18 protein-coding genes are annotated in these 24,413 nt (G+C 58.5%); 3 read left to right on the top strand and 15 right to left on the bottom strand.

What is annotated here, in order from left to right; genetic code table 11:
• Nucleotides 1-189 precede the first annotated feature (189 nt).
• Nucleotides 190-1,062: a LysR family transcriptional regulator gene (locus MWU60_RS17080; protein ID WP_247228606.1), complete on the bottom strand. Its 873-nt coding sequence runs from the start codon at nt 1,060-1,062 to the stop codon at nt 190-192.
• Nucleotides 1,063-1,222: 160 nt separating this feature from the next.
• Here MWU60_RS17080 and MWU60_RS17085 point away from each other — a divergent pair, with 160 nt between their 5' ends.
• The gene (locus MWU60_RS17085; RefSeq protein WP_247228607.1) at nt 1,223-1,942 is read left to right on the top strand and encodes a hypothetical protein; all 720 of its coding nucleotides are present in this window, start codon (nt 1,223-1,225) and stop codon (nt 1,940-1,942) included.
• A gap of 201 nt (nt 1,943-2,143) precedes the next feature.
• Nucleotides 2,144-3,181 (top strand): NAD-dependent epimerase/dehydratase family protein, encoded by a 1,038-nt coding sequence (locus tag MWU60_RS17090; protein WP_247228608.1) that lies wholly within the window; start codon nt 2,144-2,146, stop codon nt 3,179-3,181.
• A gap of 287 nt (nt 3,182-3,468) precedes the next feature.
• Here MWU60_RS17090 and MWU60_RS17095 read toward each other — a convergent pair whose 3' ends face one another.
• Nucleotides 3,469-4,479 (bottom strand): helix-turn-helix domain-containing protein, encoded by a 1,011-nt coding sequence (locus tag MWU60_RS17095; protein ID WP_247228609.1) that lies wholly within the window; start codon nt 4,477-4,479, stop codon nt 3,469-3,471.
• A gap of 66 nt (nt 4,480-4,545) precedes the next feature.
• Here MWU60_RS17095 and MWU60_RS17100 point away from each other — a divergent pair, with 66 nt between their 5' ends.
• Entirely contained in the window at nt 4,546-5,778 is a 1,233-nt protein-coding gene (locus MWU60_RS17100) for an MFS transporter (RefSeq protein ID WP_247228610.1), read from the top strand.
• A 51-nt stretch (nt 5,779-5,829) separates the two neighbouring features.
• On the opposite strand, the gene MWU60_RS17105 is transcribed toward MWU60_RS17100, so the two are convergent.
• The 13 genes from MWU60_RS17105 to MWU60_RS17165 all read right to left on the bottom strand — a co-directional run bounded on the left by MWU60_RS17105 (nt 5,830) and on the right by MWU60_RS17165 (nt 24,397).
• Nucleotides 5,830-6,921, bottom strand: a complete 1,092-nt coding sequence (locus MWU60_RS17105; protein WP_247228611.1) for a helix-turn-helix domain-containing protein — start codon at nt 6,919-6,921, stop codon at nt 5,830-5,832.
• Nucleotides 6,922-7,027: 106 nt separating this feature from the next.
• On the bottom strand, nt 7,028-7,816 hold the full coding sequence (locus MWU60_RS17110) for a hypothetical protein (protein WP_247228612.1): 789 nt from the start codon (nt 7,814-7,816) through the stop codon (nt 7,028-7,030).
• A 107-nt stretch (nt 7,817-7,923) separates the two neighbouring features.
• Nucleotides 7,924-8,859: an RDD family protein gene (locus MWU60_RS17115; protein WP_247228613.1), complete on the bottom strand. Its 936-nt coding sequence runs from the start codon at nt 8,857-8,859 to the stop codon at nt 7,924-7,926.
• A complete protein-coding gene (locus MWU60_RS17120; RefSeq protein ID WP_247228614.1) occupies nt 8,856-9,857 on the bottom strand; it encodes a stage II sporulation protein M in 1,002 nt (333 codons plus the stop codon). Before MWU60_RS17120 ends, MWU60_RS17115 begins: the two co-directional genes overlap by 4 nt.
• Nucleotides 9,857-11,110, bottom strand: a complete 1,254-nt coding sequence (locus tag MWU60_RS17125) for a DUF58 domain-containing protein (RefSeq protein WP_247228615.1) — start codon at nt 11,108-11,110, stop codon at nt 9,857-9,859. The genes MWU60_RS17120 and MWU60_RS17125 overlap by 1 nt, the downstream gene beginning before the upstream one ends.
• A gap of 32 nt (nt 11,111-11,142) precedes the next feature.
• Entirely contained in the window at nt 11,143-12,099 is a 957-nt protein-coding gene (locus MWU60_RS17130; protein ID WP_247228616.1) for a MoxR family ATPase, read from the bottom strand.
• Nucleotides 12,089-13,405 (bottom strand): hypothetical protein, encoded by a 1,317-nt coding sequence (locus tag MWU60_RS17135; RefSeq protein WP_247228617.1) that lies wholly within the window; start codon nt 13,403-13,405, stop codon nt 12,089-12,091. Before MWU60_RS17135 ends, MWU60_RS17130 begins: the two co-directional genes overlap by 11 nt.
• Nucleotides 13,402-14,079 (bottom strand): DUF4129 domain-containing protein, encoded by a 678-nt coding sequence (locus MWU60_RS17140; RefSeq protein WP_247228618.1) that lies wholly within the window; start codon nt 14,077-14,079, stop codon nt 13,402-13,404. Before MWU60_RS17140 ends, MWU60_RS17135 begins: the two co-directional genes overlap by 4 nt.
• Before the next feature lie 111 nt (nt 14,080-14,190).
• A complete protein-coding gene (locus MWU60_RS17145) occupies nt 14,191-16,110 on the bottom strand; it encodes a hypothetical protein (RefSeq protein WP_247228619.1) in 1,920 nt (639 codons plus the stop codon).
• A complete protein-coding gene (locus MWU60_RS17150) occupies nt 16,107-17,243 on the bottom strand; it encodes a VWA domain-containing protein (RefSeq protein WP_247228620.1) in 1,137 nt (378 codons plus the stop codon). Before MWU60_RS17150 ends, MWU60_RS17145 begins: the two co-directional genes overlap by 4 nt.
• Nucleotides 17,216-19,606: a DUF5682 family protein gene (locus tag MWU60_RS17155; RefSeq protein WP_247228621.1), complete on the bottom strand. Its 2,391-nt coding sequence runs from the start codon at nt 19,604-19,606 to the stop codon at nt 17,216-17,218. The genes MWU60_RS17150 and MWU60_RS17155 overlap by 28 nt, the downstream gene beginning before the upstream one ends.
• Nucleotides 19,599-20,690, bottom strand: coding sequence for an AAA family ATPase (locus MWU60_RS17160; protein WP_247228622.1), 1,092 nt, complete (start codon nt 20,688-20,690; stop codon nt 19,599-19,601). The genes MWU60_RS17155 and MWU60_RS17160 overlap by 8 nt, the downstream gene beginning before the upstream one ends.
• Nucleotides 20,684-24,397 carry a DUF4132 domain-containing protein gene (locus MWU60_RS17165; protein WP_247228623.1) on the bottom strand — a complete coding sequence of 1,238 codons (3,714 nt, stop codon included), beginning with the start codon at nt 24,395-24,397 and terminating at the stop codon, nt 20,684-20,686. The genes MWU60_RS17160 and MWU60_RS17165 overlap by 7 nt, the downstream gene beginning before the upstream one ends.
• Nucleotides 24,398-24,413: the final 16 nt, after the last annotated feature.

The following is a 24,413-nucleotide window of genomic DNA, read 5'->3' on the forward strand; positions in this document are numbered from 1 at the left end:
TGGCCTTCTAGCGAGAACTCGTAGAACAGCGCAGCTTGCGCTTCCTGCTTCGGTCCCATCATCGCCAATCCCTCCATCTAGGAAGAATTGAATCAGCAACTTAGGCTGCGATCAACAAAGAGTTTTTCAACGAAATAAGCCCAAAGACCCGCATGCTGCGGAGCGCACGAATGTCGGTTATCGACTTTATTACGCCTGCGCGCGCGCAATCTCGCGGATCAGATCATTTGTCTCCGGCCTCGTCGTTTGGTGCCGATAACGAAGAGCAGAAACAGTTCGTGATATTTCAAGGCCATCGATCGGTATCGACACTAGACCCATGACTGCGGGAATTGCCGTTGTCGGCAAGATCACCGCACCTGACCCTTGCCTCGCAAGTTCAACTAACCAATCCACGCGATTTGACCGATAGGCCGCGTAGAGTTCGTGACCATGATCCGCACATGTCTCATGCAAAGCATCCCGCATTTCGCAATTTGGTCGGTCAAGCATGTCAGTTTCAGCAAGGGTAGAAAGAGAAATGGCATCTCGTTCAGACAACGGGTGCGACTTTGACACCACTACCTTGTAGTCCTCTTCATAGAGCTGATCTATGCGATAGAGGTCTTCATTGACCTTCTCTGCCGTGACGACGACGTCAAATTCACCATCTCGCAATCCGGTAAGAAGCGCGGAAGATGATGCCACGATCAATTCAATTTCGGCTTGCGGCAATCGCGTACGAATACGCTCCATAGCTGCCGAAATTCTGTTGTGTCCAATCGTTTCGCCAACACCGACAGAGATTGGAATCCGCTCCAAACGCACATGACGGACCGCCTCTGCCTTGGCCTGTCGCGTCTCATCATGAACCTTCTGCAGCCTTGGTTGCATGAGTTTTCCGAGGGCCGTAAGCCTGCATCCCGCTCGGTCCCTTACAAAGAGGTCACCTCCAAGCTCGTCTTCAAGTTTTTTGATCGCAGTCGTCAAGGAAGGTTGGGAGACATTGGAGGCACTGGCGGCATGGGTAAAGTTTCGGTGCTCGCAGACAGCGAGAAAATACCTGATCTGGTTCATTTCCATCGCTGCGTTTCCCGTCACCTTTCAATTTAGTCCATCAAAACAACTTCGATAGTCCATGTCTATCAAAGAATAGAAATTCGGAATTGGAGTCCGAGGCATCCGGCATGGGAAAAGAATGCATCGAAACCAAACACGATGAACTTCAAATCAGGAGACGACCATGAAAACGCAAATCCTTCAGACACTCGCCGCAATGGCTTTGATCACAACTTCTGCAACTGCACAGGACAACCCAATGGAAAATCACACTGCCAGCTACATCGCCATGCCCGCCGCTGAAGGCCAGACCGAAGCATTCGCCGAATTTCTGACCGGAGCGGCCCCGATTGTGAAGGAAACAGAGCCAGGCACTGTGCTTTGGTTTGCACTTCAAGCTGACGATACACTCGCTATCTTTGACATCTTCGCCGATGAGGACGCACGCAATGCTCACTTTTCAGGAGCTGTTGCCGCGGCTTTGAACCAAAACGCTGACGCGCTGGTCGCCGGGGGATGGGACGACGGTGTGGTCGCGAATATCAACAATTCCGATGTCCTGTCTGTGAAAGAGCCGATTGATCTCTACACGGCAACGACCGCTACTTACATCAAGCTCGAAGCGGCACCAGGCAAAGGCCCCGAATTGGCAGCCTTGCTGACCGCAGCCGGCCCCATCGTCGCAGACACCGAACCTAAGACACTGTTCTGGGCTGCGCTGCAGATTGACGAGAACAACTTCGCCATCTTCGACATCTTTGCCGACAACTCAGGCCGCGAAGCGCACTTTGCCGGACAAGTCGCCGGACTACTGAATGAAAAGGCTTCAGAATTGGTCTTGGGCGGATGGGATGACGGTGTGGTGGCAAACGTCCACAATTTCGACATCCTCGCTATCAAGTAATCTTGAAGTGACTCGAGAAAGAAGTGCCCGGTGCAACGCATCGGGCACTCTGCTGTTTGAGTTTTAATTCACCTTAATGCGGCCGTTCGCGTAACCGGAGCGAATTCACACTCTGTCCCGCACTGCGGACATCGGCGTGCAAAACTGAACCAAAAGACGTTTGCAACCGCAGCGAACGGCAGGTTCGGTCGTTTTCGTCGAATGCTGCGCTTTGGACGAGTGTCTGGTTTCTTTCCCAACATGCTACTGTTTCTCGACCACTTTCGATTGCCTTTCGACTATTCCGTGGCGCCTTTCGATGATAAACAGCGTCACTGGCAGGAAGGAAACCTGGGGATGGGATATCACGCAGTGCTCGGAGCCGATGGGGCCATCGGTCGTGCGACCACTGAGGCCATTGCGGCGAACGGCCTTGATGGAAAAGCGCTGACCCGTGCCGATGCCGATGCGATGGATGCCAATGCCCTGACGCGTGTCTTGAGCGACGCGGACGTCGTGTATCACTGCGTCGGCCTGCCCTACAATTCCGATCTCTGGACGACCGGTTTTCCGGCAATTTCTCGGGCTTTGATCACAGCTTGTGAGAAAACAGGGACCAGGATTGTTTATCTCGACAACATCTATCTCTACGGGCCCGCACCACTCCCGGTGCCCTTTGATGAGACCACGTCGCGCCAACCGCCTTCGCGAAAAGGCGCGGCGCGCAAGGCCGCGGTCGAGATCCTGATGGAGGCGCATCGTGCCGGTCGCGTGCGGGCGACAGTCGGACGCGCGGCGGATTTCTACGGCCCGGGCGCGGTGAATTCGCCCTTCTACATCAGCTTTCTTGAAAATATGCTGCGAGACAAGCCGCCACAAGTTGCTATGCCCGAAGGCCCGCAGCACACATATGCCTATACCAAAGACATCGGCTGCGCACTGGTGACACTCGCGCTGGACGATGCCGCTTACGGCGAAGAATTTCATCTACCTGTCGGGCAAGCCGTTCGCGTGTCAGACATGGCCGCGCTTTTTAACGAACAGCTCGGAACCTCCCACAAGGTGATACATGTTCCCGATTTGATCCTGCGCGGTCTGTCTGTGTTCAAGCCGCTGATCCGCGAGGTTCATGAAATGAACTACCAATACAAGAGCGACTACATCATGTCAGACGGCAAGTTCCGGCGGCGATTTCCCGACTTCGTGCCCACTTCCTACCGCGACGGTGTTGCCGCAATGATCAGGCATTTCCAGTCCTGACCCAGGCGGCAGACCGGCAGCGTCGTTGGTTTCTCGTTGTGAATAGCAGCGGTTCCTAAGAGCGATCATGGGCGCACCCTTCGCAAATGTCCGCAAAGTCCTGCATACTGTTGAAGAAGTCGGCGTTGGCGCTGCCGTTGGGCTGTTCCTGTCAGCCTGTTGGTTCTGGATGCGCAACGCGTTTTGCGAGTTTCCTGAGGTTCTGCGCTGTGGCTGGGGTCTGACCCGACGTGTCCGCGCTGCGGATTACCCTTGTGGCGCTATCCGGCATTTGCAGATCACGTCCACTACTCACCGAATGTTTCGCGATACGCCATTGGGGATGCACCAACATGCCGTTGAAATGCCCGTCTCAAACGTTGTTCATCAGAAAACCCGGCATTGAAGGCAATCTTGGAAAGCGAAAGATCGCTGCGAACAAGCGCGCGTTTAGCGGCATCCACCCGCATCATTTCAACCGTTTTGGCAGGCGTCAGGCCGGTCTTTTCCTTGTACTTTCGTGAAAAACTGCGGGGGCTCATTGCCAAGCGTTCGGCCAGCTTCGCAACACTCAGATCACTTTGCAGATGGCCCGCGATCCAGGCATGGAGATCGGCAAACAACCCGTCGGTTTCAGCGGCTTGGATATTCAGAATGTCGCTGAACTGAGATTGCCCACCGGGGCGCTTGAAAAAGACAACCAGCGCTTGCGCCACCTGCATTGCAGCATCGTGGCCCAAGTCTTCTTCGATCATTGCAAGGGCGAGGTCGATGCCAGCGGTTACGCCAGCTGATGACCACATGTTCCCGTTGCGCACGAAAAGGGGGTCACGTTTCACTTCGACGTCTGGGAACCGCCTTTGCAGTTCATCCACCTGACGCCAGTGCGTCGTGACGCTTTGGCCCTTTAACAGCCCAGCTTGAGCAGTCAGAAAAGACCCCATACATGTCGATGCCACCCGTCTGCTGTGCGCACTTTCAGTCCGTATCCATTCAACGAGGTCTTGTTGTTCAACAGCATCGAACACACCCTGACCCCCTGCAACGATCAACGTATCAATAGAGCAGGCCGATGCCTGCTCAAGCGACATGCTGCCCAGTTCGACCAAACAATCCGTCATCACCGGTCCGCCCTGTGGCGACGCGATCACGACGTCATAGATGCGGCTGCCGTTCACAACCTCTGTCGTGTTCGCGCTGGAAAACGCCTGCAATGGTCCGGTGACATCCAACAGTGTCACGCCGGGGTAAATGACAAAGACCACACGTTTGACGTCGTGGTCTTGTGATAGATCTACTTTGGCTGTTTTTGATTGCATACTGTCATTTAGGCCAAGCTGGCGACTGTGTAAACACAATCGCACAAGCAACCAGAAGGCACAGCAGTGGCAAACCTATCCCAAAATCACCGATCTGTCCTCATTATCGGGCTCTCGTTTGTCGCTCTGGCGCTCACGTTCTCGGCCCGCGCAGCGCTTGGGTTGGTCATGCCCGTCCTTGAGCAAGAGTTGGGGTGGTCGCGCAGTTTTACATCAGGTGCCGCGGCTTTGGCTTTGTTGGTTATGGCGGCGATCGCGCCATTTGGTGGCCGGCTTGTCGATAAACAGGGCGCGCGGGCGATCTTGTTGATCGGCCTTTCGGCCCTCGCGGCCGGGTGTTTTCTTGTCGCCGCAACCACCAGTCCGCTCGCGTTCTTTCTCGCCTTCAGCGGGATCGCAGCGGTCGGATTTGGTCTGGTTGCAACGCATGTCGTCTCGACCGCTGTTGAACAGGAAGTCACCGAAAACAAAGGGCTGGCGACAGGTATTGCGACATCCGGCTCAACCGGTGGTCAATTCATCTTTGTGCCCCTGCTGGCACTGCTGATCAGCGTTTATGACTGGCGCATGGCTTTTTTGGCTCTTGGTGCCGGAACACTTGTTGTCATGTTCTGCGTCTATCGGTGGTTTCCCAATCACGCCAAATCAACGTCTGACAGTGCTGAACCGGCTTTCGCGCAATCCAACGTCTGGCAAGACCTCAGCCGCATTCTGAAACTGCCCGCGTTTCAGATATTGTTCTGGAGCTACTTCATCTGCGGCTACACCACATCCGGCGTGATTGAGACGCACTTTCTTCCTTACGCTTCATTCTGTGGCTTTGGGCCAGTGCCATCTGCCACCGCCTATGGGCTTTTGTCTGCCGTCAATCTTTTCGGCATGATCCTGGCCGGATGGCTGACGGACCGCATGAACAGGCCTCTTTTGCTTGGCATAATCTACCTGATCCGCGGAGTGACTTTCATCATCTTAATCAACGTAGGAACCAGTTTTGAAGTCTTGATCTTCTTCTCCATCCTCTTTGGCTTGGTGGACTATTCGACTGTTCCAGTCACCGCGAGCCTTGTGGCCACACATATCGGCAAAGGGGTCATGGGGCTGGCGTTTGGCTTAATCTCTGCAGGACATCAGATTGGTGCAGCTCTCGGCGCTTATTTTGGCGGCCTGCTCTATGATATCTATGCGCAATATCACTGGGTGTGGTGGTCTTCGGTGTGGCTTGCGGTATTTGCGGGTGTACTGGTGTTCCTGATCCGGGACGATCCAAAAATGGGCAAGCAGACATTCATCCAGCACTGATGGATGGCTGTTTCGAAGACGCAAACTGCATCAAGACCCGCTGCACTCACGTCACACCGCTGCCGTCCAGAACCTGTATCGCCCTTGCCCTGTAACCTCGCGGATAATGCCTGCTTTGGTCATCCAGTTCAGGTTGCGTTGCACCGCCGCCCGGCTGGCGCTGGTTTCCGCCTCGGCCATCGGTGCGCTGACCAGTGGCCAGTCGCACAAAAGCCGGAGCAGTTGTGGCGGTGTGCGCCCTGATAGTCCGGCGCAGACCTCATTGGCCTGCGCTTCCCATGCGCTGACCGCGTCAAGCATCCGCACCCCGGCCCGTGTTGCGTGATCGGCCCCGGAAATCCAGCGTTGCAAACGGTCCTGCGGCGTGCCGCCCGCGCGCAGCCCCCCTGCTCCGCCCAAGGCCAAAGGCACAAATAACCCATCGCCGGTTTGTAAACTATAGCGCGCGGCGACCACTGCGGCCTCCATCAATGGCAACGGAGCCGCCCCGCCCATCGCGTGCCCTGCGGACAGGCCCACAACCGGCCAGATGTGAAACCCAAGGGCCGCCCGGCTGAGCGGGTGCAACTGCTGCGCTTGTCCCATCACCTCTGTCCAGTCGGCAATCTGGTGGTCGAGCTGCACCTGGCCCTCTTCTGATTGCCGCCCCAGAAACGCCGCCAGATCATCCGCAGGCCCGGCCCCCCCTTGCAGGCGGCGCACAGCCCAGCCCGCGCGAGCCAGCGCTTGCGCATCCTCATTGTCGCCCGCCAATCGTAAGGTCAGCCACAACGCCAAACGCTCCATCGGGACCCGGTCCCCGGCAAGCCAGCTTAGATCAGCCGCCTCGCGCAGGGCCAATCGCTGCCGCCATCCCGCAGGTCCAGCGGCCAATCGCGCCGTCAGAGCCCCCACCTGCAAAGCAAGATCGGCAAGCGGGCGGGCCAAAGCCGCCTCTGCCGCCACCCAGGCGGCAACATCCACCAAGGGCGTCTGGTCGGCCTGCGGCAATGGCAGATCATGTGGCGCATCCAGCGTGGCATGATCGGGACCGGGCAAGAACCACAGGTCGTCCTCGTCTACCGGATCATGATCGAAGATATCCGCCTCAACAGCGTCATCCTTGGGTGTGCGATATTTGGGGCCAGCCTGCATGCTGCGCATTATGCGCTGTTTTTGATGACCGACAAGATCAGGTTGGCAAATACAAAAAGGCACCGACAACGCTGCATGCTGTCGGTGCCTTCATTAGTATCTGTGCTAGTGCCAGTTACTCAAACACTGAGGCGATCTGATCGACGTCAACGCCTTCTTTGATCTCGCGCAGGCGCGCATAGACCAAGGCGATTGCGATACCACCAAAGGCATAGGCCAGCCCCGAAATCATCGCCAGACCAATGCCTGCGATCAACTGCCCGCCAGTGCCACCGGCCGCCACACCCAACGCGCCAATGGCGAAAGTCGCGATAAACTGCAGAACGCCGGACAGCAGCATGACAACGATGAACAGTCCGACAATCGGCCAGCGGTATTCCTTGGTCAGTGCGGCACTGCGGCCAAGCGATCCAAAGCCGCCGCGTTCAATGACGGCCACCGGTGCCATCACATAAAACACCGCATAAACCCAAAGCGCCCCGATCAGCAGGGCAATGGCGCCAATGCCGGACAGGATCGTGATCACAATCGTCAAAACGATGATCGGGAAAATAGCGGGCAGTGCTGTTTTGAAGTAGGTGCCAAAGCTGTTGCTGCGCCCAAGCTTGGCATCATAGGCCAGCTGAATAAGCAACGCGGTCACCAATCCGTAAATCGCAAGGTTGATCACCATCGAAAAGATCGACCCGATCAATATCGTATTGGGATCAACCACGGGATCGCCGACACCGGTGGCCATACCGAAACCGAGGAAGGCAAAATTGACGATAAAGCCAACAAAAGCACCTATGAAACCCAGCAGGAAGACCTTGCCGAAGTTCCCAAACATGATGGAAAAGCTGCTTGAGATGATTGCACCGACACCAAGGGGTGCTTTCTGGGCCGGGTTAAATGTGTCTGTCATAATGGTATCCTTATGAATTCATACCTTGATCGCGTTGTCGCCCCCGACAGACCAAAGTCCAACACTCCAATAAAGAGGTTTCAAGTCCTTTTTCGGATCACGCGCGGTCATTCGCCCGGTGTGTCCTTTGTGCTGTAGTGCTTGTCGTGGCGTCGGTCTCCGAATAACTGGCGTTGCTCCAGATGCCCGCGCTGCGCGTTGTAGAACGCTTGCAAAAACGCAAGGTGGTCGGCAGGCGGCACCGCCTGAGCAAAGCCAATCTTTTTGCGGATCCGTTCGACAATGGCCGCCAGCGTCTCGCGCCGCTGCTTGTGGCTGGCACTATTGCCGGGTTGTTGCTGGGCGCGCAGAAAGCTTTCCAGCGTTTGCAATTCGAACCGGCCATAGTGGTCCAGCTGATGCGACAGGAACACGAACCCCTTTTGATCCGATACTGCCGGGTCGGGCTTGGCGCGTGCAAGATCGGCCAGCAGGATCGGCTGCGGCAGATGCACCACATGCGTCCCGGCCAGCATATCACCAAGGCGCATGCGATGCGGATTCAAAAACGGGATCGCCAAGGCCATCATGATCCACAAAAAGCTGATCCAAGATGCGATCTGCGTGTTTTGGTCGAGGGTCAAAACCAAGGTGCCGGGCAAAAACACCTCGGCCTCTTTCATGATATTGCGCAGGACCAGCGCATGCGTCGTCAAAGGCCCGCCGGTATGCGACACGACCTTGATTTTCAGCATCCGCTTGCCGATGGTTTGCCCGTTCCACGCCAATTCGGACAGAACGTAATATGGGATGCGGATCACAAAGAACAAAAGCGCCGCCAACCCACCCAACGCCGAAACGCCGGTCAAACCCAACATTCCCAACAGGATCAGGATTGAGAGCGCAAAAGCACCGGTAATGAAGATATCCGTGAATTGCGCCGCGATCCGCACACCAACCCCTGCAATCGGCAAAGTCAGTGGCACGCCCTCAGGCGGAATGATCTGCGCGGCGGATTGCGCGCGTGCGGCACGCTTTTGGGCGCGGGTCATGGCGATACTCATGTCTTGCGCCGCCCGCCAAGTGTAAACCACGCCAGCCACAACAGCCCCACACCCCAGCCAATCACATAGCGGGTCGTGCGGTCCTGCACCAACTGGCGCGCAAAGCCTTCCAGCAGTGCCGCCACCAGCAGCATGAGTGCGGCAACCAGTGCCAGCTTCACGGCATCCTTGCCCGCCAGCCGCAACGCCTCTTTGCGGCTGTACTGTCCAGGGAACAGGACCGCAGCACCCAGTTGCAGACCACCCCCGCACGCGATGCAGATCGCCGACAGCTCGGTCACGCCATGCACCGACAGCCATCCCCCCAAATCCCAGCCAATCCCGCGATCCACATGCAGCGCATAGAACGATCCAAAGATCAGCCCATTGTAAAACGTCAGCAAAATGGCAGGCAGGCAGGCAAAAACACCCAACCCAAAGACAAAAATCGCGATCCGCGTGTTGTGCGAAAACAGGAAAGTGGCAAAGGCCCCAAGGCCCGCCGCCTGCGGGTCGGTGTCGTAGATGACGGCCAGCAGCGATGCGGTTGACGCCTCTGGCCCGCGCCCATCGGCCAGCCCGGGCGGCATAAAGACGTAATACCAGTCAGCGCTTTCCATATAAAGCAGATAGCCCACCAAGGCGCCCAAACCCATGCACAAGAAACCCAGCGCGATATAAAGCGCAGAGCGACGCATCGCCTGCGGTGCACTGGTGGCAAAGAACCGGCCAAAGACACCGCCAAGCCGCTCTTGCGGGGCATAAACGCTTAGATAGGCGCGCGCCGCCAAAGCCTCCAGATAGGCCAGCAACGCCTTATCAAGCGAGATTTCGCGCGCGATTGCCAGCGACGTCGTCGCCTGCCGGTACAGCGATGCCAGATCGCGGGCCTCGTCAAATTGCAGGGTCTGCGCGCCGGATTTTTCGGCTTTCATGACAAGCCCTTCCAGACGCAGCCAATCGGCTTCGCGTTCCTGACGGAACCGCGCCGACCTGATCAATGTGGCATTATCAACCATCAGATCAGCTCCCGGTCTTTGATGTCCAGATAGGCCGAGATCAACCGCCCCGTGACCTGCGCGGGCTTGGCATCAATCACCGTCACACCAAGACGGTTCAGCCGTTCCAGCACCAGCCGCCGTTCCGCAATAGACTGGTTCGCGGCCACAAGGGTCGCAACACCTGACAGATCATCAGGGGGTTGATCCACGATCCCTTCAATATCGGGGTCACGAATGGCGACAAAGATGATCAGATGCCGCTTGGACAGGATACCGATGTTTTCGATCATCAACTCAGCCGAGGTCGTGTCGACAAAGTCTGTAAAGATCACGATCAGACTGCGCTTGGGCGTGCGGGCGTTCAATTCGGTCAGGGCAAGCGTGTGGTTCGTTTCGCGGCTGACATAGTCAAGCTCTGCCGCCCAGCTGCGCAGGCGGACAAAAGCGGCACGCCCCGGTTCCGGCTTGGCGAATGACCGGGGCCGCACGTCATAGGCATAATGGCCCACCAGATCACCACCAATGGACGCGGCCCATGCCACGGCAAGGGCGGCGGTAACGGCATGGTCGATCTTGGGCAATCCGCCGATTTCCTCGCGCATCAAAAACCCGTTGTCGATGGCAAGGATCACATGGTGGTTACGCTCGGCCCGCAGTTCCTTGGCGACCAGCGACCGTTTGCGCGCGGATCGTTTCCAGTCGATAGATTTCACATCCATCCCCTGCACAAAGTCCCGTAGCTGATGAAACTCGGACCCGTCGCCGATGGCACGGTTTTCCTTCATCCCGAAAAGCGTACTGACCACCGTTGTAGTCAAAGCCCCCGATTGGATCGCGCGGATATTCGGCACCACGCGGATTTCAGCACCAAGGGCACGCTTGGGCACAAATTCAAACAAGCGCAGCCGGGACGGCCAAATGAACCACACATAGGGTAAGGTCCAAACGCCGCGCCGTTTGGCACGCACAGTGATATCGGCGCGGTCCTGCATTGGATCAAGATCAACCTCGGCAGGGCCACTCAGCCCCTCGGGCCAATCAAACCGCATCTGTTGGGCGACACCCTTGGGGTCATCCATCAGGCGCAGGGTAAAACTCTCACCCACGAAAACCTCAGGCGGCAGTTCACTGCGCAAAGGCCCCACCCGGCGCGGTGACAGGACCAGATCAGCAACAGACATCAGCGCCAGCGCAACCCACGGCAACAGGGCCACGTCCTGTAACGCGCCGCCAATGACCGATACCAGCACGGTAAAGGTTAGCGCCGCCACCGCAGCCGCCAAAAATCTGCGCGATGGGCGTATCAGCGCGGGGCCTCGATCTGGTTGAGGATGTTTTCAAGCACCATATCCGACGACTGCCCCTCAATCTCGGCTGCGGGGCCCAGCACCACACGGTGCCGCAGCGCTGGCGCAAACAGCCGTTTGACATCATCCGGGATCGCAAAGTCACGCCCATTCAACGCGGCCGTCACCCGCGTGGCCAAAGCCAGCGCATCAGCCGCACGGGTTGAGGCACCAAAAGCGATATCAGCAGTCTCACGCGTCGCCCGGACAAGGCGCAATATGTAGGCCAGAATGTTGTCATCCAGAATGATCCCGTCAATCACTGCACGGCTGGCGGCCAGGGTTTCAGCGGTCAGAACCGGCGTGATACCATCGGTTTCACCAGAGGCGTTCACCGGTTTGGCAGCATGTTGTTGCAGGATTGCCATTTCGGCGGCCTCATCCGGGAAATCAACCATGACCTTGAACAAAAAGCGGTCCAACTGCGCCTCGGGCAAAGGATAAGTGCCTTGCTGTTCAATCGGGTTCTGGGTGGCGACAACGATAAAGTTATTGCCCAGCGAATGATCCGCCCCGTCAATCGACACCACCTGTTCGTTCATCGCCTGCAACAGGGCGGCCTGGGTCTTGGGCGGGGCGCGGTTGATCTCATCCGCCAGCAGAACCTCGCTAAAGACAGGACCCTTGGTCAGAATGAAATCATTGGTCTGAAAGTTAAAGATCGAGGTGCCCAGCACATCCCCCGGCATCAAATCAGGGGTAAACTGGATGCGGCCAAAGTCCAGCGACATGGCCGCGGCAAAGCTGCGCGCCAGCAAGGTCTTGGCGGTTCCGGGCGGCCCTTCCAGCAACACATGCCCCCGCGCAAAAAGGGCGGTGATCAGCATATCAACGACCTCTTCCTGCCCCAGGACCTTTTTGCCGATCTCGGCGCGCAGTTGATCCGCAAGTGCGGTCAGTTCTTCAAGTGTCATGCGTGATTTGCTCCAGTATTCTGTCCAGGTCAGCGACGGCGGCCATGGCCTGCGCAGGTGTTGCGCTATCGGGCATTGACCACATCAGGTTCAGTATTTCAGCCAAGGCCTTGGCGTGTTTGGGATGACGGCGTTGGGTATAGGCCAGAAACGCCTGCGGGTTTGATAGCGCGCGGGCGTGGGCGGCACCAAAAAGGGCCGTTGCCGTGGCAGCCAACCGGGCCTTGCTATAGTCCGATACCAGCGCACCATCACGGTTTGACAGGCGCATCAAACGGGCGCGCGCACCGATGGCCATCATCTTGCTGGCCCCAACGCCGTCAGGTTCGGGACGCTGCGGGCCAAACCGCAGCGCCGCGCGCCACAGCGTCAGGAACGTCGCAATCGCAAAGCCGATCCACATCAACGCAAAGGGCGGCTCAAAGAACCGCATCAGGTCGGCCCATGTGCGGTCGCGCTGCACCTGATCTTCGATGCGGGTCAGCCAGTTATCGCGGCTATAGTCGATGACGATCGACTTATCAGCGGCAAGCGCGGTCAATAGATCACGGACCAAAAAGGCGTTGCCGCCCAGAACAAGCCCATGATTGTTGATCAGATCAGGGTCAGACAGCACCAGCACCGTTTCCTGCAAATCAGTCCATGCCAGCGGACATTCCGCCAGGATCATCGCATCAGCACTGCCCAGAATGGGCCGACAGCCCTTGGCCGCAAAGGTCTGTGCGGCATAGATCACGGCCTCATGCGGGCCCGCAGTTTGCCGGTTTGAAAAGGACACGAAAGGTTCACGCCCATAGGAAAACGCCAGCTGATCAACGTCCAGCACATCATCCAGGGTTTGCGTCAACCGCTCACGTTCGACCAACAACAATGGGTGCACCAAACCTGTCAGCCGCATCCCGGTGCGCCACTTGGGCAGGACCAGCATCGTCGGAACCTCACTTGCCTTATCCTGCACCACATCAAGGAAAAGATCGTATTCGTCCTGCTGGATAATCAACTCTTCTTGCGTCTCTGGCAGCGCGCGATCCGCCGTCAGGTCGGTGTCATAAAGCGGAAGGATCAGCAAACCGATGTCATCTGTATTCAGCGACCACCCCCCCACAAAGCTTTGCACATCCGCGTCTTGCGACGACATCCAGACCTGTAAGCCATTCAATCCGGCGGGTGAGCTGCGCAATGCCTGTTGGCGCTGCGACATCACATAAAACAGCGCGCCGACAATCAGCACGGCCAGCAACCCAAGGATCAGCTTATCCGCCCCGATCTTTGGTGCGTCCGGGGTGTTTTGATCCACCTGCGTCATTGCGTCAGCATCGGGCGCAGGCGGTCCAGATGGCCGCGAAATTCATCCTCGGTCACGTCACGACCGCCGAACTGGACACGTTCACTTGCAAACACCAGCGCCTGCAACGCATCACGCTGCGCAAAGCTGCGTGGCACACTGCGCAGCGCATCGCGGTCGGTCCAGCTATCCTGCAACAAAACACCCTGAGCCGAGACAGCGCGCGCCAGCAGGGTTTTGCACAGTGCCACCAGTGCGGCACGCCGGTCGGCCATGCGCAAGACGGCATCAATGGCCAGGGGCTGCGCATCACCGGGTTTGCTTGCCGCTCTCTGACGGTGTCCTGCCTTGCCGCCATCACCGGGATTGCGCAGGAAAGACACCGGCAAGCGGCCCCCGAAGACCACAAACAGATAGACGATGCCAAACAGGATAAAGCTTGCGATCACGAGGGTAGAAACACGCAGACCCTCAAACGTCAGACGCCCGGCGGGACCGTCGGCGTCTTCTTCGCGTTCGGACTGCAAGGCTTGTGTGGTTTCCAACGGCGGGGCCGGTCGGGTGGGATCATAATAAACCACACGGCTGTCCACACCGCGCAACCGAATGGCACTTAGATAGGCCTCACCCGAAGCACTGACCTCCGCCTCACTCAAGGCTGCGTGCTGGGCCGTCACAGGTGGGGCAAACCCCATAAGAAGAAACAAAAATATCAACCAATGCTTGCACGCCATATGCGTGACGTTAGTCAACTGAATCTGGCGTGGCAACCAGCGCTTGCAGACTAAGATCACAGCCCTCCGCATCTATGCCGCCAGTGCCGCTTGGGCGGCCAAATAGCTGACGCGCATCGCCTGATCTGCCGTCGTTTCTTTTTCAAAATCGCGCAAGGCCTGCGCCAAAAGCGCCAGTTGCAAATCATCGGCCCGCGCGGTCAACGCACCCAGCCCCGGCGATTTCCCAAACCGCAGCACCTCGGCCACGCTATCAAAAACCGCATGGCACAGCACACTGACCTGCCCTGCAGGTAACGCACCCGGCCCGACCCCGCCAAACCGCACCTTATCCTTCAAAAACGAAAGCGCTCGGTCACCAAAAGCAGTCTTCTTCTGCGGCTGCTGATCCAGCGTCAGGTTCATGACCGCCAACGTCCCATCGCCCGCTTTGAAAAGAACCGCGACCAAAGTCAGTTGTTGCCGCAGATCCACCGCTGTCACTTCGCACAGCATCGCGCGCACGGCGGCCTTATTGCTTTGCAGCCAAGCGACAGTCGTATGCTGATCGGCAGGGATCGTCACCGCAATCGCCGCATTGTTTTGGTCCGCAACACTGACCTCATAGCGCTGATCAAGATCGTGGAACTGCGCATCCCCGATATGGGCGGGGGCCAGCAACACGGGCACCGGGGCACCGGTTCCGCGCAACCCAACAGACGCGCGTCTGGCGATATCCGCCCGCGCCTCGGCCCAGTTCTGGAACGCGGCTTGGATCAGATCAGGCATCGGCAGACGGGTCCCCGATCCATGATCCCATGCGATCTGATTGTCCTCTGACACCCGCGCCTGCTGCAAATGCACGTGAGCGCCCATCAATTCGCGCGCGATACCACCGGACCAAAGCGGCGCATCATAGGCGTTGCGCGGGGAAAACCCGGGGTCCATCCCGGCGGCGCGCGCCTGCCCGGTTGTGTACCAGGTGCCCTCCTGCGGGGCGTAGCCATAGACCCGCAAGCCACGCGCACCGCTGGCCGCAGTCCATTGCACGGCCCCCAGCATGACCAGATCAAGATCATCATGGGCGCGGTAGTTGCGCCGCAGCGTGCCGGTCAGTTGGGTATCCTGGGGATGCGCCTCCAGCGCCTTGGCCAACGCATAGGCGCGCGACGCATCGGCCAGAAACCGGTCTTCGCGAAAATCAATGTGATGGGCGCGGTACTGGCGCGATTGCTGAACCAGCCCACGCAAAAGCGCCGTCAGGCGCGGCGCGGACTGCGCGCGGGCCGAGATCGACAAATCAAACACCAGATCCTCGGCCACAACAGCGCCGCCACCAAAAACGCCCGTGACCAAGGCGGTAATCGCCGATTGCACCTTGCCCAGAAACGCAGGTGACATCTGCGCGACCTTGTCCTCATCCTGCGTAACCTGATCTAGCGCCTGCGCCCCGGACTGCGCACGGGCGATCAATGCCGCCGCAGCCGCCATCCGCCGCTTGGCGGTTTTTGCCCCCTTAAACACAGCACCCGCCAACCCCTGCCCCGCCAGAAACACCACCGGGAACTCAACATCGGGTAATTGCACCGACAGGTTTGCGCCATCTTCTGTCAAAGTGGCCCGTCCACTGATCCGGGCCAGATTGATCGCCTTGTCCCAATCAGCACCAGCGAATTTGCGTAAAGCCACCTCATCCAGTGCGTGCAATTCGTCCGCGGCCGATGTCACCGGGGCCGCCTCAACCGAGGCATCTTCGCGCAACGCGAATGTGGCCAGCAAAATATGCCGGCAAATCCCCGTCGCGGGACAATTGCATGTCGCCGCCGTCAGCCCGCTGGCCGGGATCATGACGGTCTTGCCGTCTGCCGTCACCGTTGCTGCCGCCTCGTCGCGGCTCTCGACAGCCGCCTTGCCGGCCTCGAAATCGCGTTTCGCGCGGCGAACAACGCCCACCGATACAAGAGCGGCAAGGGCGGTTTCATCATGCACGGCGATCATCTCAGACAGGGTCATGTCATGATCTCCGCCAGCCAACCTGCAAATTTATCCGGGGTCATCGCCCCCACCTGCATGCCGATATCGGCGGCCTTGCCCGCAACCATCGGATCAAAGTAGGGTGTGGCCTGTTCGTCCAAAGCCACCAGCCCGATCATCCGCACGCGGGCCTCGGCCATCCGGGCAAGCGCTGCATAAAGCGCGCGTGGCGACGCACCCTCGGCAAAGTCACTGATCAGGGCGAAAACCGTGCGTTCGGGGTCTGTAATGAAATCCTCGCAATAGGTCACGGCGCGGCCGATATTCGTCCCGCCGCCCAATTGCACAGACAGCAAAGTATCCAGCGGGTCCGTCAACTTATCGGACACATCAATGATTGAGGTATCAAACAAGACCATCTTCACCGTCACACCCGGCAGACCACACAGGATCGTGGCCATCACGGCAGAATGGATCACGCTGTCAGTCATCGACCCCGATTGATCGACGCAAAGCACCACCGTCCACGGCAACCGCCGCTTTTCACGGCTGTTGAACCGCAAGGTCTGGGCGACAATCCGACGCGTATCGGGATCATAGGTCTTGAGGTTTTCGCGCAGCGTGTTGCGCCAGTCAAAATTCGCAGCGGAAGGGATATTTGACCGGCGAAACCTGTTCCGGCGACCCGAGAAGGCGCGCATCACATCATGGCGCAGGCGTTCCATGATGTCGCGAATGATCCGGTCAGCGACTTCGCGCAGCTTATCCTTGATCGCGGGATCAGCACGGTTATGAAACCCCAAGAGCACCTTTAACAGGTCCTGATTGGGCTCCAGACTGTCCAGCGTCGCGGGATCTTTAAGCAAATCCGTCAGCCCGTAACGGTCCAACGCATGTCCTTGCAGCGTTTCAAACACCGATTGCGGGAACAGCCCCTTGGCCTTGCCCAGCCAGTTCAGTGCGTGCATTTGTGTCGGGTCCAGCGATCCGGGTCCGCGATCCTGTTCCAGCCCACGCCCCTGATATTCACGCCCGTAAAGATAATCGAGCGATTGATCCATGCGCCCGTCCTGGCCGCCAAGACCACCCAACTGCTGATTGGCATAGCGCCCAAGCGCCAGACGCCAGCGTCTTGCACCCTCGCTCATGACGCGGCCTTCCCAGTAATCCATTCGGTCAAAGCATCCGTCGCCAATGAGGCGCGCAACGCCTTTTCAACGCGCAGCCCTTCGGCCAGGTCGGCGTCGGTCACTTGGGTGTTGTGACTGATCAGCCCGCTTGCCTGCACACCCAGCAACCCGGCCAGTTCATGCGCCACCCGATCCGTTTCGCGCGGGTTCAACTGGGTAAACGCCAACCGCAGATGAGGCAGCAGGTCCAGAAAATGATCCTCATCAATGCTACGAATGAACGCGTCCACAACCGCCAGCAAACCATCCGCGTGCCACAACAGCGGCGGGCTGGTGTGCAAGATGCCACGCAGCACGCCAATCTGATCGGCGGTATCAAGGCTGACCCCTGTCAGTTTGCCTTCCATGACCTGCACCAGCTCTGCCGCAGGGCGCGTACCCGCCTGCACACAAACCGCCAGAATAGCCCCCAGAATAACCGGGTTGGTGGTGGCCAAAGCGACCCGATCAATCGCCGCATCCAGCAGGCTGCGATCAAGGCCAATGGCCTCGCAATCGCGCAGAATTTCGTTCATCATACGCAGGGCATCAAGGCGCTCTTGCGTATCCTCTTCGGACGTGTGGGGCAGATCATCACACAGATACACCAGCCGTCCATAAGCCGCGCCGACAATGCCCCGCAGATCAAGCGCGTCAGGCGCCCCCAAAGGACCCGAGGATTGAACGATAAACAGCAAGCGGCGCAGCGCCACAGTCACGCTCGCGAATGTTCCGTGGTTTTGAATATCGCTGCCCAATTGCACCACGAAAGGGCCCAGTTGCGCACCAAGACCCGCCAGAAGGCCACGCAACAGCATATCAACCAGTTTCGGCAGATCACGGGCATGGCCTTCGTCAATCAATGCCGCGCGTTCGCGGTGCAAGAACACCAGACAAGCGGTCGGCAACTCATCCCCCAGAACCGCCTGATTGATCAGATGGCCTTCGGTCTGGGGCGACCACGCGTATTGCCAATGCTCAAACAGCAGCGTGGTCTGAACGCCACTGACATAATCAGGCCCCCCGGTACGGCTTGCAAAGGGTGACCCTATCAGCCCCATCGCGTGCAAAAACCGGGACGCAGCCAGATGGCTGTCCTTGCGCCGGATATCAAGTTTGCGGGTCCGCTGCGCACTATCGCTGATATCAAGGCGATGGGCACGCGCGCGGCGGCGCACGTCCTCTACCAATGGCGGCGACCCAGCCGAGGCCGGCACGTCGCCCAAAAGATCCCCGCAGAGGAACGCCTGAAACCGCGTCGTCCAGATATCCTGCGCCGCCGTTTCACCTTTGATCAGCGCGGCGCGCACCCCGTCAATCAGATCATGGCGCATGGCACCGTTGCGCCCGCGCAGTGCTGCCAACCCCTTGGCCACACGCATCGCCTCGACCTGTGCAGGCAAGGACAGGTCATGCCCCTCTGCGCGCATCCGGCCCGCGAAATCCGTCAGCAGATCAATCCCCAGATCATAGGGGGTTTCCTTGGTATGCGCGCGATCCCACAACGCCTGATAATACCCCGGCTGCGGCAGCCCGGCGGCATAACCGTTCAGCGCATCCAGCGCGCGGAACCCATAACGGATCAGGTAACACTCTGCCGTGCCAACGGGCTTTTCGGGCGTGGGCAGATCATCCAGATCACCCAACAAAGCGGGCGCATGAAAACCACCAACAACCACAACAACCGGACCGCCAGCGGCCAGCGCTTTTTTGACCGCGCGGGCCATATAGACCTCGCGCATGGTATCGCCGGTCGCGTCGATCTGCGCTTGCGGCGTGGCCGCACGAATACCCGCACAATAAACGCCCACATCACCAAAGAAACCGCGCCAGTCAGACTGCCCCAACCGGGTTTCAAACAGGTGATCCCACAATTCAAACCCGTCCCGGCAGCCAGTGGCGCGGGCCAAAGCCTTGACGTAGTCATTGGTGTCAAACCGCTGCTCATCCAGCAATGAAACAGGCTCGGTCCCATCCAACTGACCGCGCATCGCCTTGGTCGCGGCAGGGGCATCAATAAACTGCATCTCCGCCCCGATGGCAGCACCGGCCTGCAAGGCAACATACTCTGGGGAGTGATCGCAAAACGGGTAATACCCGGCAACCCGCCCGCGGTCGCCCGCGTCATCCACCAACGCGACAAGGGCGACGGGTGGTTTGGTATCAGGGTCCAGCAACAGCGGAATTTGCGAGACAAAGTCGCCCGGTGCCTCAATCAACACATGCGCCGGTTTCACCTCGGCGATCAGCGCACGCAAAGCCCAAGCGCAGGCCGGCGAATGATGCCGGACCGGCACCACATAAAGACCGCGATCCGCCTGAAACAGATCGTCGCGAAGTTGGGCAAATGTCGCGCGATCAGTCACGCATGCTTTCTTTGGCCGATTTGTAAAACGCAGCCCATGCGCGCGACCCGCGCGCACGCGGTTTGGCAATCTGATCCACATAGGCGCGCAGTTTGCGGGCATCCTCGGGATCGTCCTTGAAAACGGTCCCACCCAACTGCCGGGCCACATGCGCCGCCGTCAACGTCCCGTCATCCAGATAGGCCGCCTCCAACGCGGCCGCATGGGTTACGTTCACGGCCTCAGCGGTTGACATCACACTGTTGGGGATCGCGACGCTGGCGCCATCGGTGGTCGTGCCGGTCCGCAAATCCCGAAACACATCCACCACCAGATCAAGCACATCAGGCGGCAGCGCCGGTGCAATCGGGCTGTCAGCCATACGCTGTGCGACCTGCCGGTTGATGAGCTCCTTTTCAAACTGTGCATCCGCAATCGGCTGCACCGTTTCAAAATTGAAGCGGCGTTTTAGCGCGCTGGACATATCATGCACACCACGGTCGCGCAGGTTGGCGGTGCCGATCAGGTTGAAACCGGGAATGGCGCGGCTTTCGACCTCTGCACCCAGTTCAGGGATCGCAATCGTCTTTTCAGACATTAGCGAAATAATGGCGTCCTGCACCTCTGGCGCGCAGCGGGTCAATTCCTCAATCCGGGCAATCTGACCATTGCGCATGGCACTCAGGATGGGGGACGCGACCAAGGCACGCTCGCTTGGCCCTTCGGCCAGCAGCAAGGCATAGTTCCAGCCATAACGCAGATGATCCTCGATAATCCCGGCTGACCCCTGCACGACCAGCTTTGATGTTCCGCTGATCGCCGCGGCAAGCAGTTCCGACAACAGCGACTTCGCCGTCCCCGGTTCGCCCACCAGCATCAGGCCCTGATGGCCCATCAACGACACGATGCAGCGGTCCACCAGTGGATCATCACCAAAGAATTTCTGCTGCACATCCAGCGACGCATCGCCCAGAATAAACCGACGCACCGCACGCGGAGACAAACGCCAACCATTGGGTTTGGGGTCCGCATCGGCGGCCAAAAGCCGGGCGATTTCGTCACCATAGCGGACCTCGGCGGGCGCGCGTTGTATCTCATCTACCATTGTACGTTCTTTTCCCAATCAGGATCATAGCTCGCCTTGGCGGCCATCGCGTGAAAATCATTCCAGCACTCAGACAGCAAGACAGGCGGCACCTCGGACAATTTCACCTTCTGTCCATAACGGCCTTGGGCCTTTTCAAAACTCAGCGAAATCAACGCTGCATTGCGGTTTTCCTCGGGCAGATAATTACCCGTAAACTCAATCGTTGCCGTCAGCCCCACACCTTTGAAGGACTTGTGGTAGTTGTAAAACCACCCGCCATCCTCGGTCTGGCCACGTTCATAGCCCAGCTTGGTCGCGGCACCGCGCAGCGCAAAAGTCTCGGTCACCCAGCCTTTGCGATCCACGATCTCAACCGCATCCCTTTGGTCGTCAGGCAAGCGGATCAGGCTGCGGCCAAACTGGGCAAACAGCGGTTTGACCTCATAATCCTGCAAATGTGTCGCCCATTGGTCAGCCTCTTGCGCCGACAAGGTCGCACCATGGGCCAGCCGGATGCCCGCAAAACGGCTGATATCGACATCGGCGTCTTGGGCATCGGTAAACTCGCCCTCGATGGTGGGGCGGAAATTGCCCATGAGTCTGCCATCAGCGTCCAGCCCCTGCCAGACAACCCGCGCCACCAACCGGCGCATAATCGGGTGATCCGCCAGATCGCGCTGCCAATCGGCCAGCGGCCAGACGCGTTCACCGCAAAGCGCCTCGTAAAGCCGCGCCGTCTGCATGGTGACCACTTGCTTGAGCTCTTTCTTGGACGCGCTCAACTGCTTTTTCGCGGCTTTCGTTGCCTCATCCGTGCCGGACGACAGCGCTTTGACCACCTTGCCATCAGGATTGGTCAGCACAAAGGTCAGATCATCACCCAGTGTCGCGCGGTAGGCACTCCCCTCAACCCCGCAAGGCAGATCAACAAAGCCATCATCATTCATCCCGGCGGCAGGAATGGTCCGGTCCGCCAGTTCATCCAGCGACCAGTTCATCGTGTCGGCCACGCGCTGCACCAGCTCGCTTGCGAATGCCTGCACGCCCTTTTGCTTCAGCCGTGTGGCCGCCGCGATCACGACCTGCAAGGACACCGGATCGCCCTTATGGGCCAGCACCTCAAGCAAGGACGACGCCTGCGATGTGCGCGATCCGTGATTGCGCAGATAGGTGCGCACCCGGTCAGCCGCGATCTGTGAGGGCACGCGGGACGCCAAAGCAAGGATGCCTTTGGTCGCCGCACCTGTGTTTTGATACTGCGACTTCATTTCGCGCTTAAGCTGCGCGTAAATCTGGTCACGGGTCATATCGGGATACCAGCGTTTATAGGACTGCTGGCGTTGGGCTATATGCTTGTCAGCATGGGCAATCGCCTCTTCGTCAGAGGGCACAACCGTGTCGTAGGTCATCCAACTGTCAAAAATCCACTGCGAGAAACTGGCGGCACTGTCAGGGGCCAGCTGATCGAGGTAAATCTCAAACAACGCATTGCCGCCGGGTTGCTTCAGTTTGAACGCCAGATAGAGCCACCATTTCAACACATCCGCAGGCACCGCCTTGCCATTTTTGAACTTTGCCGGTGGCATATGATCAAGTTTCAGCCATTCCAGCTTGTCAAACTTGGCTTTTTTCAACCCTGCCTCTGCTTCGCGGATCAGGGCGGCGGGGCCGACATAACTGTCCAGCGGTTCGCCCAAAGCCTCAAGTGCCGTCAGGATCGCAGCCTTCGCCAGCTCACTTTTGTCTTTCTTCAGCTGCGCTTTCAACGCCGGGATCGCCTCTGCGTTGCCGCGCGCGCCCAGCCATTCCGCAGCCCCCTTGCGGATCACCTGACGGCTGTCTTTCAGCAAAGTAATCAGACGGTCGGTCACCTGTGGAACATCAGCCAGCAGCGCGCGCGCCTCGGCCTTGCCAGTCTTGCGCTCGCCCGTGGCGACTTCCAAGAGCGGCACAAAATACCGCATCGGCGTCTTGGGCAGCGCGGCAAGGAACCGGATCGCCATCGTCTGGCTCAATTTCCCATCAGTGTTGGCCGACACCCCCATCGCATGGTCCATCACGTCAAAATTATCCGCAATGTAAGGCCAAAGTGCTGCATCACTCAGCATTGCGGGCGCATCATAAGCAACGCTGGCATACTCTGGCATCATCTGCCGCAACACGTCACCCTTGGCTGCCTTCCGCGTGCGACGATCACCCCATCCGCCTACAGTGATCTGAACACCCATCTCTTGCCAAAGCGCATCAATAGCCCGCAAATCGGCATGGTCAGAGGCCAGATATTTCTGGAAATAGTCCTCAAACGGGCCGTGGCGGTAGGGGCTGATCCAGCCGGGCAGATGATAGATAGAGCGGAACCCGAAGGTCAGAGCCTGCTTCTCGGCCATCCGATCCAGCGCCTGTGCGGTCCAGCCGCCGGGATTGCTGATCAAAAACCGTCGGACCTGTTGCTTGACGGAATCGTCCTTCAGCGTGTCGCCAAAATGGGCCTCTAACTTGCTCATGAAATTTAGCCCGAGGGTCGGTGCCTGATACCCCTTGGGATATTTCGCGTTATGCGCCTTTGTCTTTTCATTTTGCGCCGCGATCGCCTGTTTCAACTGCTTGCGATCTTCCGCAGTCAGCGTCAGCGCCGGACCATCCTGCAACGCCTGCAACGGCGGGATTTCAACACGGCTGCCGTCAATCGCGGTATAGCCCGTGGCATCATCACCCGGTTGATCGCTATCGCCGGTCATTTCGCCCGCAGAAAAGCTGTTTTCAATCGCCGCGATGATCCGCGCCGTCTTTTCAGTCTTGAGATGGGCACGCAGGGTTTCGGTCGCGGCCTCCGTCCCCAAACCCGCCAAAATCTCAACCATCCCGGCCCGCACGCCAACGGTGCCTTTGGCTAAATGCTGGGCGGCCAATGGCGCAATGGTATCAGCAGACAGATTGCGCAAAACGGACACCGCCGCCGCACGCACTGATTTCGAAGGATCACCGGCAGACGCCAACACAAAATCAAGGAAAGGTTGCTGATCCGATAGCTTCCATTTGTGCAAAGCCTTCACAAAAGCCTCGCGGCCTTGTGCCGGGGATTTCGCAACACCCTTCAGCGCATCACCCGTATGCGCCAGAACCAGGGCGCGCAGGTCGATCAAATCACGATAAGGCTTGATGCTGGGGGTGCCGTATTCATTGTTGTCCCAAAACAGGGTTTCAAACAACTGCGGGATCGTGCCGTCCAAAGCCTGCGTCATCGGCACCAACTGATCCAAAGTCAGACCCTTCGGCGGGGTTTCACGGGCCACAGCCTGCCACCGTTTGCCAGGATCACAGGCCCCAATCGCAACTTCGGTCAACAGCACGCGCAATGCAGCAGGGGTCTTGGCCGATCCCACCAACCTGTCGGACTTGGCCGTCATCGAAGCGGCCAGCACCTGCGCATAACGCGCCAGAAGATCAGCATTGAAAGGCGCCATATCCAGAAACAACAGCTGCCGCCGCAGATGGCAATCCTCGGTGTTGTTGTAGGCGACGTAAGACACGCCAACCTGCAATTGCTGTCCACCGCCCGCTTGCGTCAGGGTCGACAGAACGGTTTCAGGTTCACCGCGCAGCACATATGTGACCGCTGTATCACCCATCCCCGCCTTCACCTTATTCAGGCGGCTCAGATCATGGGTGATCAGCTTCGTGGTCGCATCACCAAACGGGTTCAGCCTGCTCAACAGTGATTTCATCTCACATCCGATCTGC

It is taken from the genome of Yoonia sp. F2084L (assembly GCF_023015625.1).
GTDB lineage: Bacteria > Pseudomonadota > Alphaproteobacteria > Rhodobacterales > Rhodobacteraceae > Yoonia.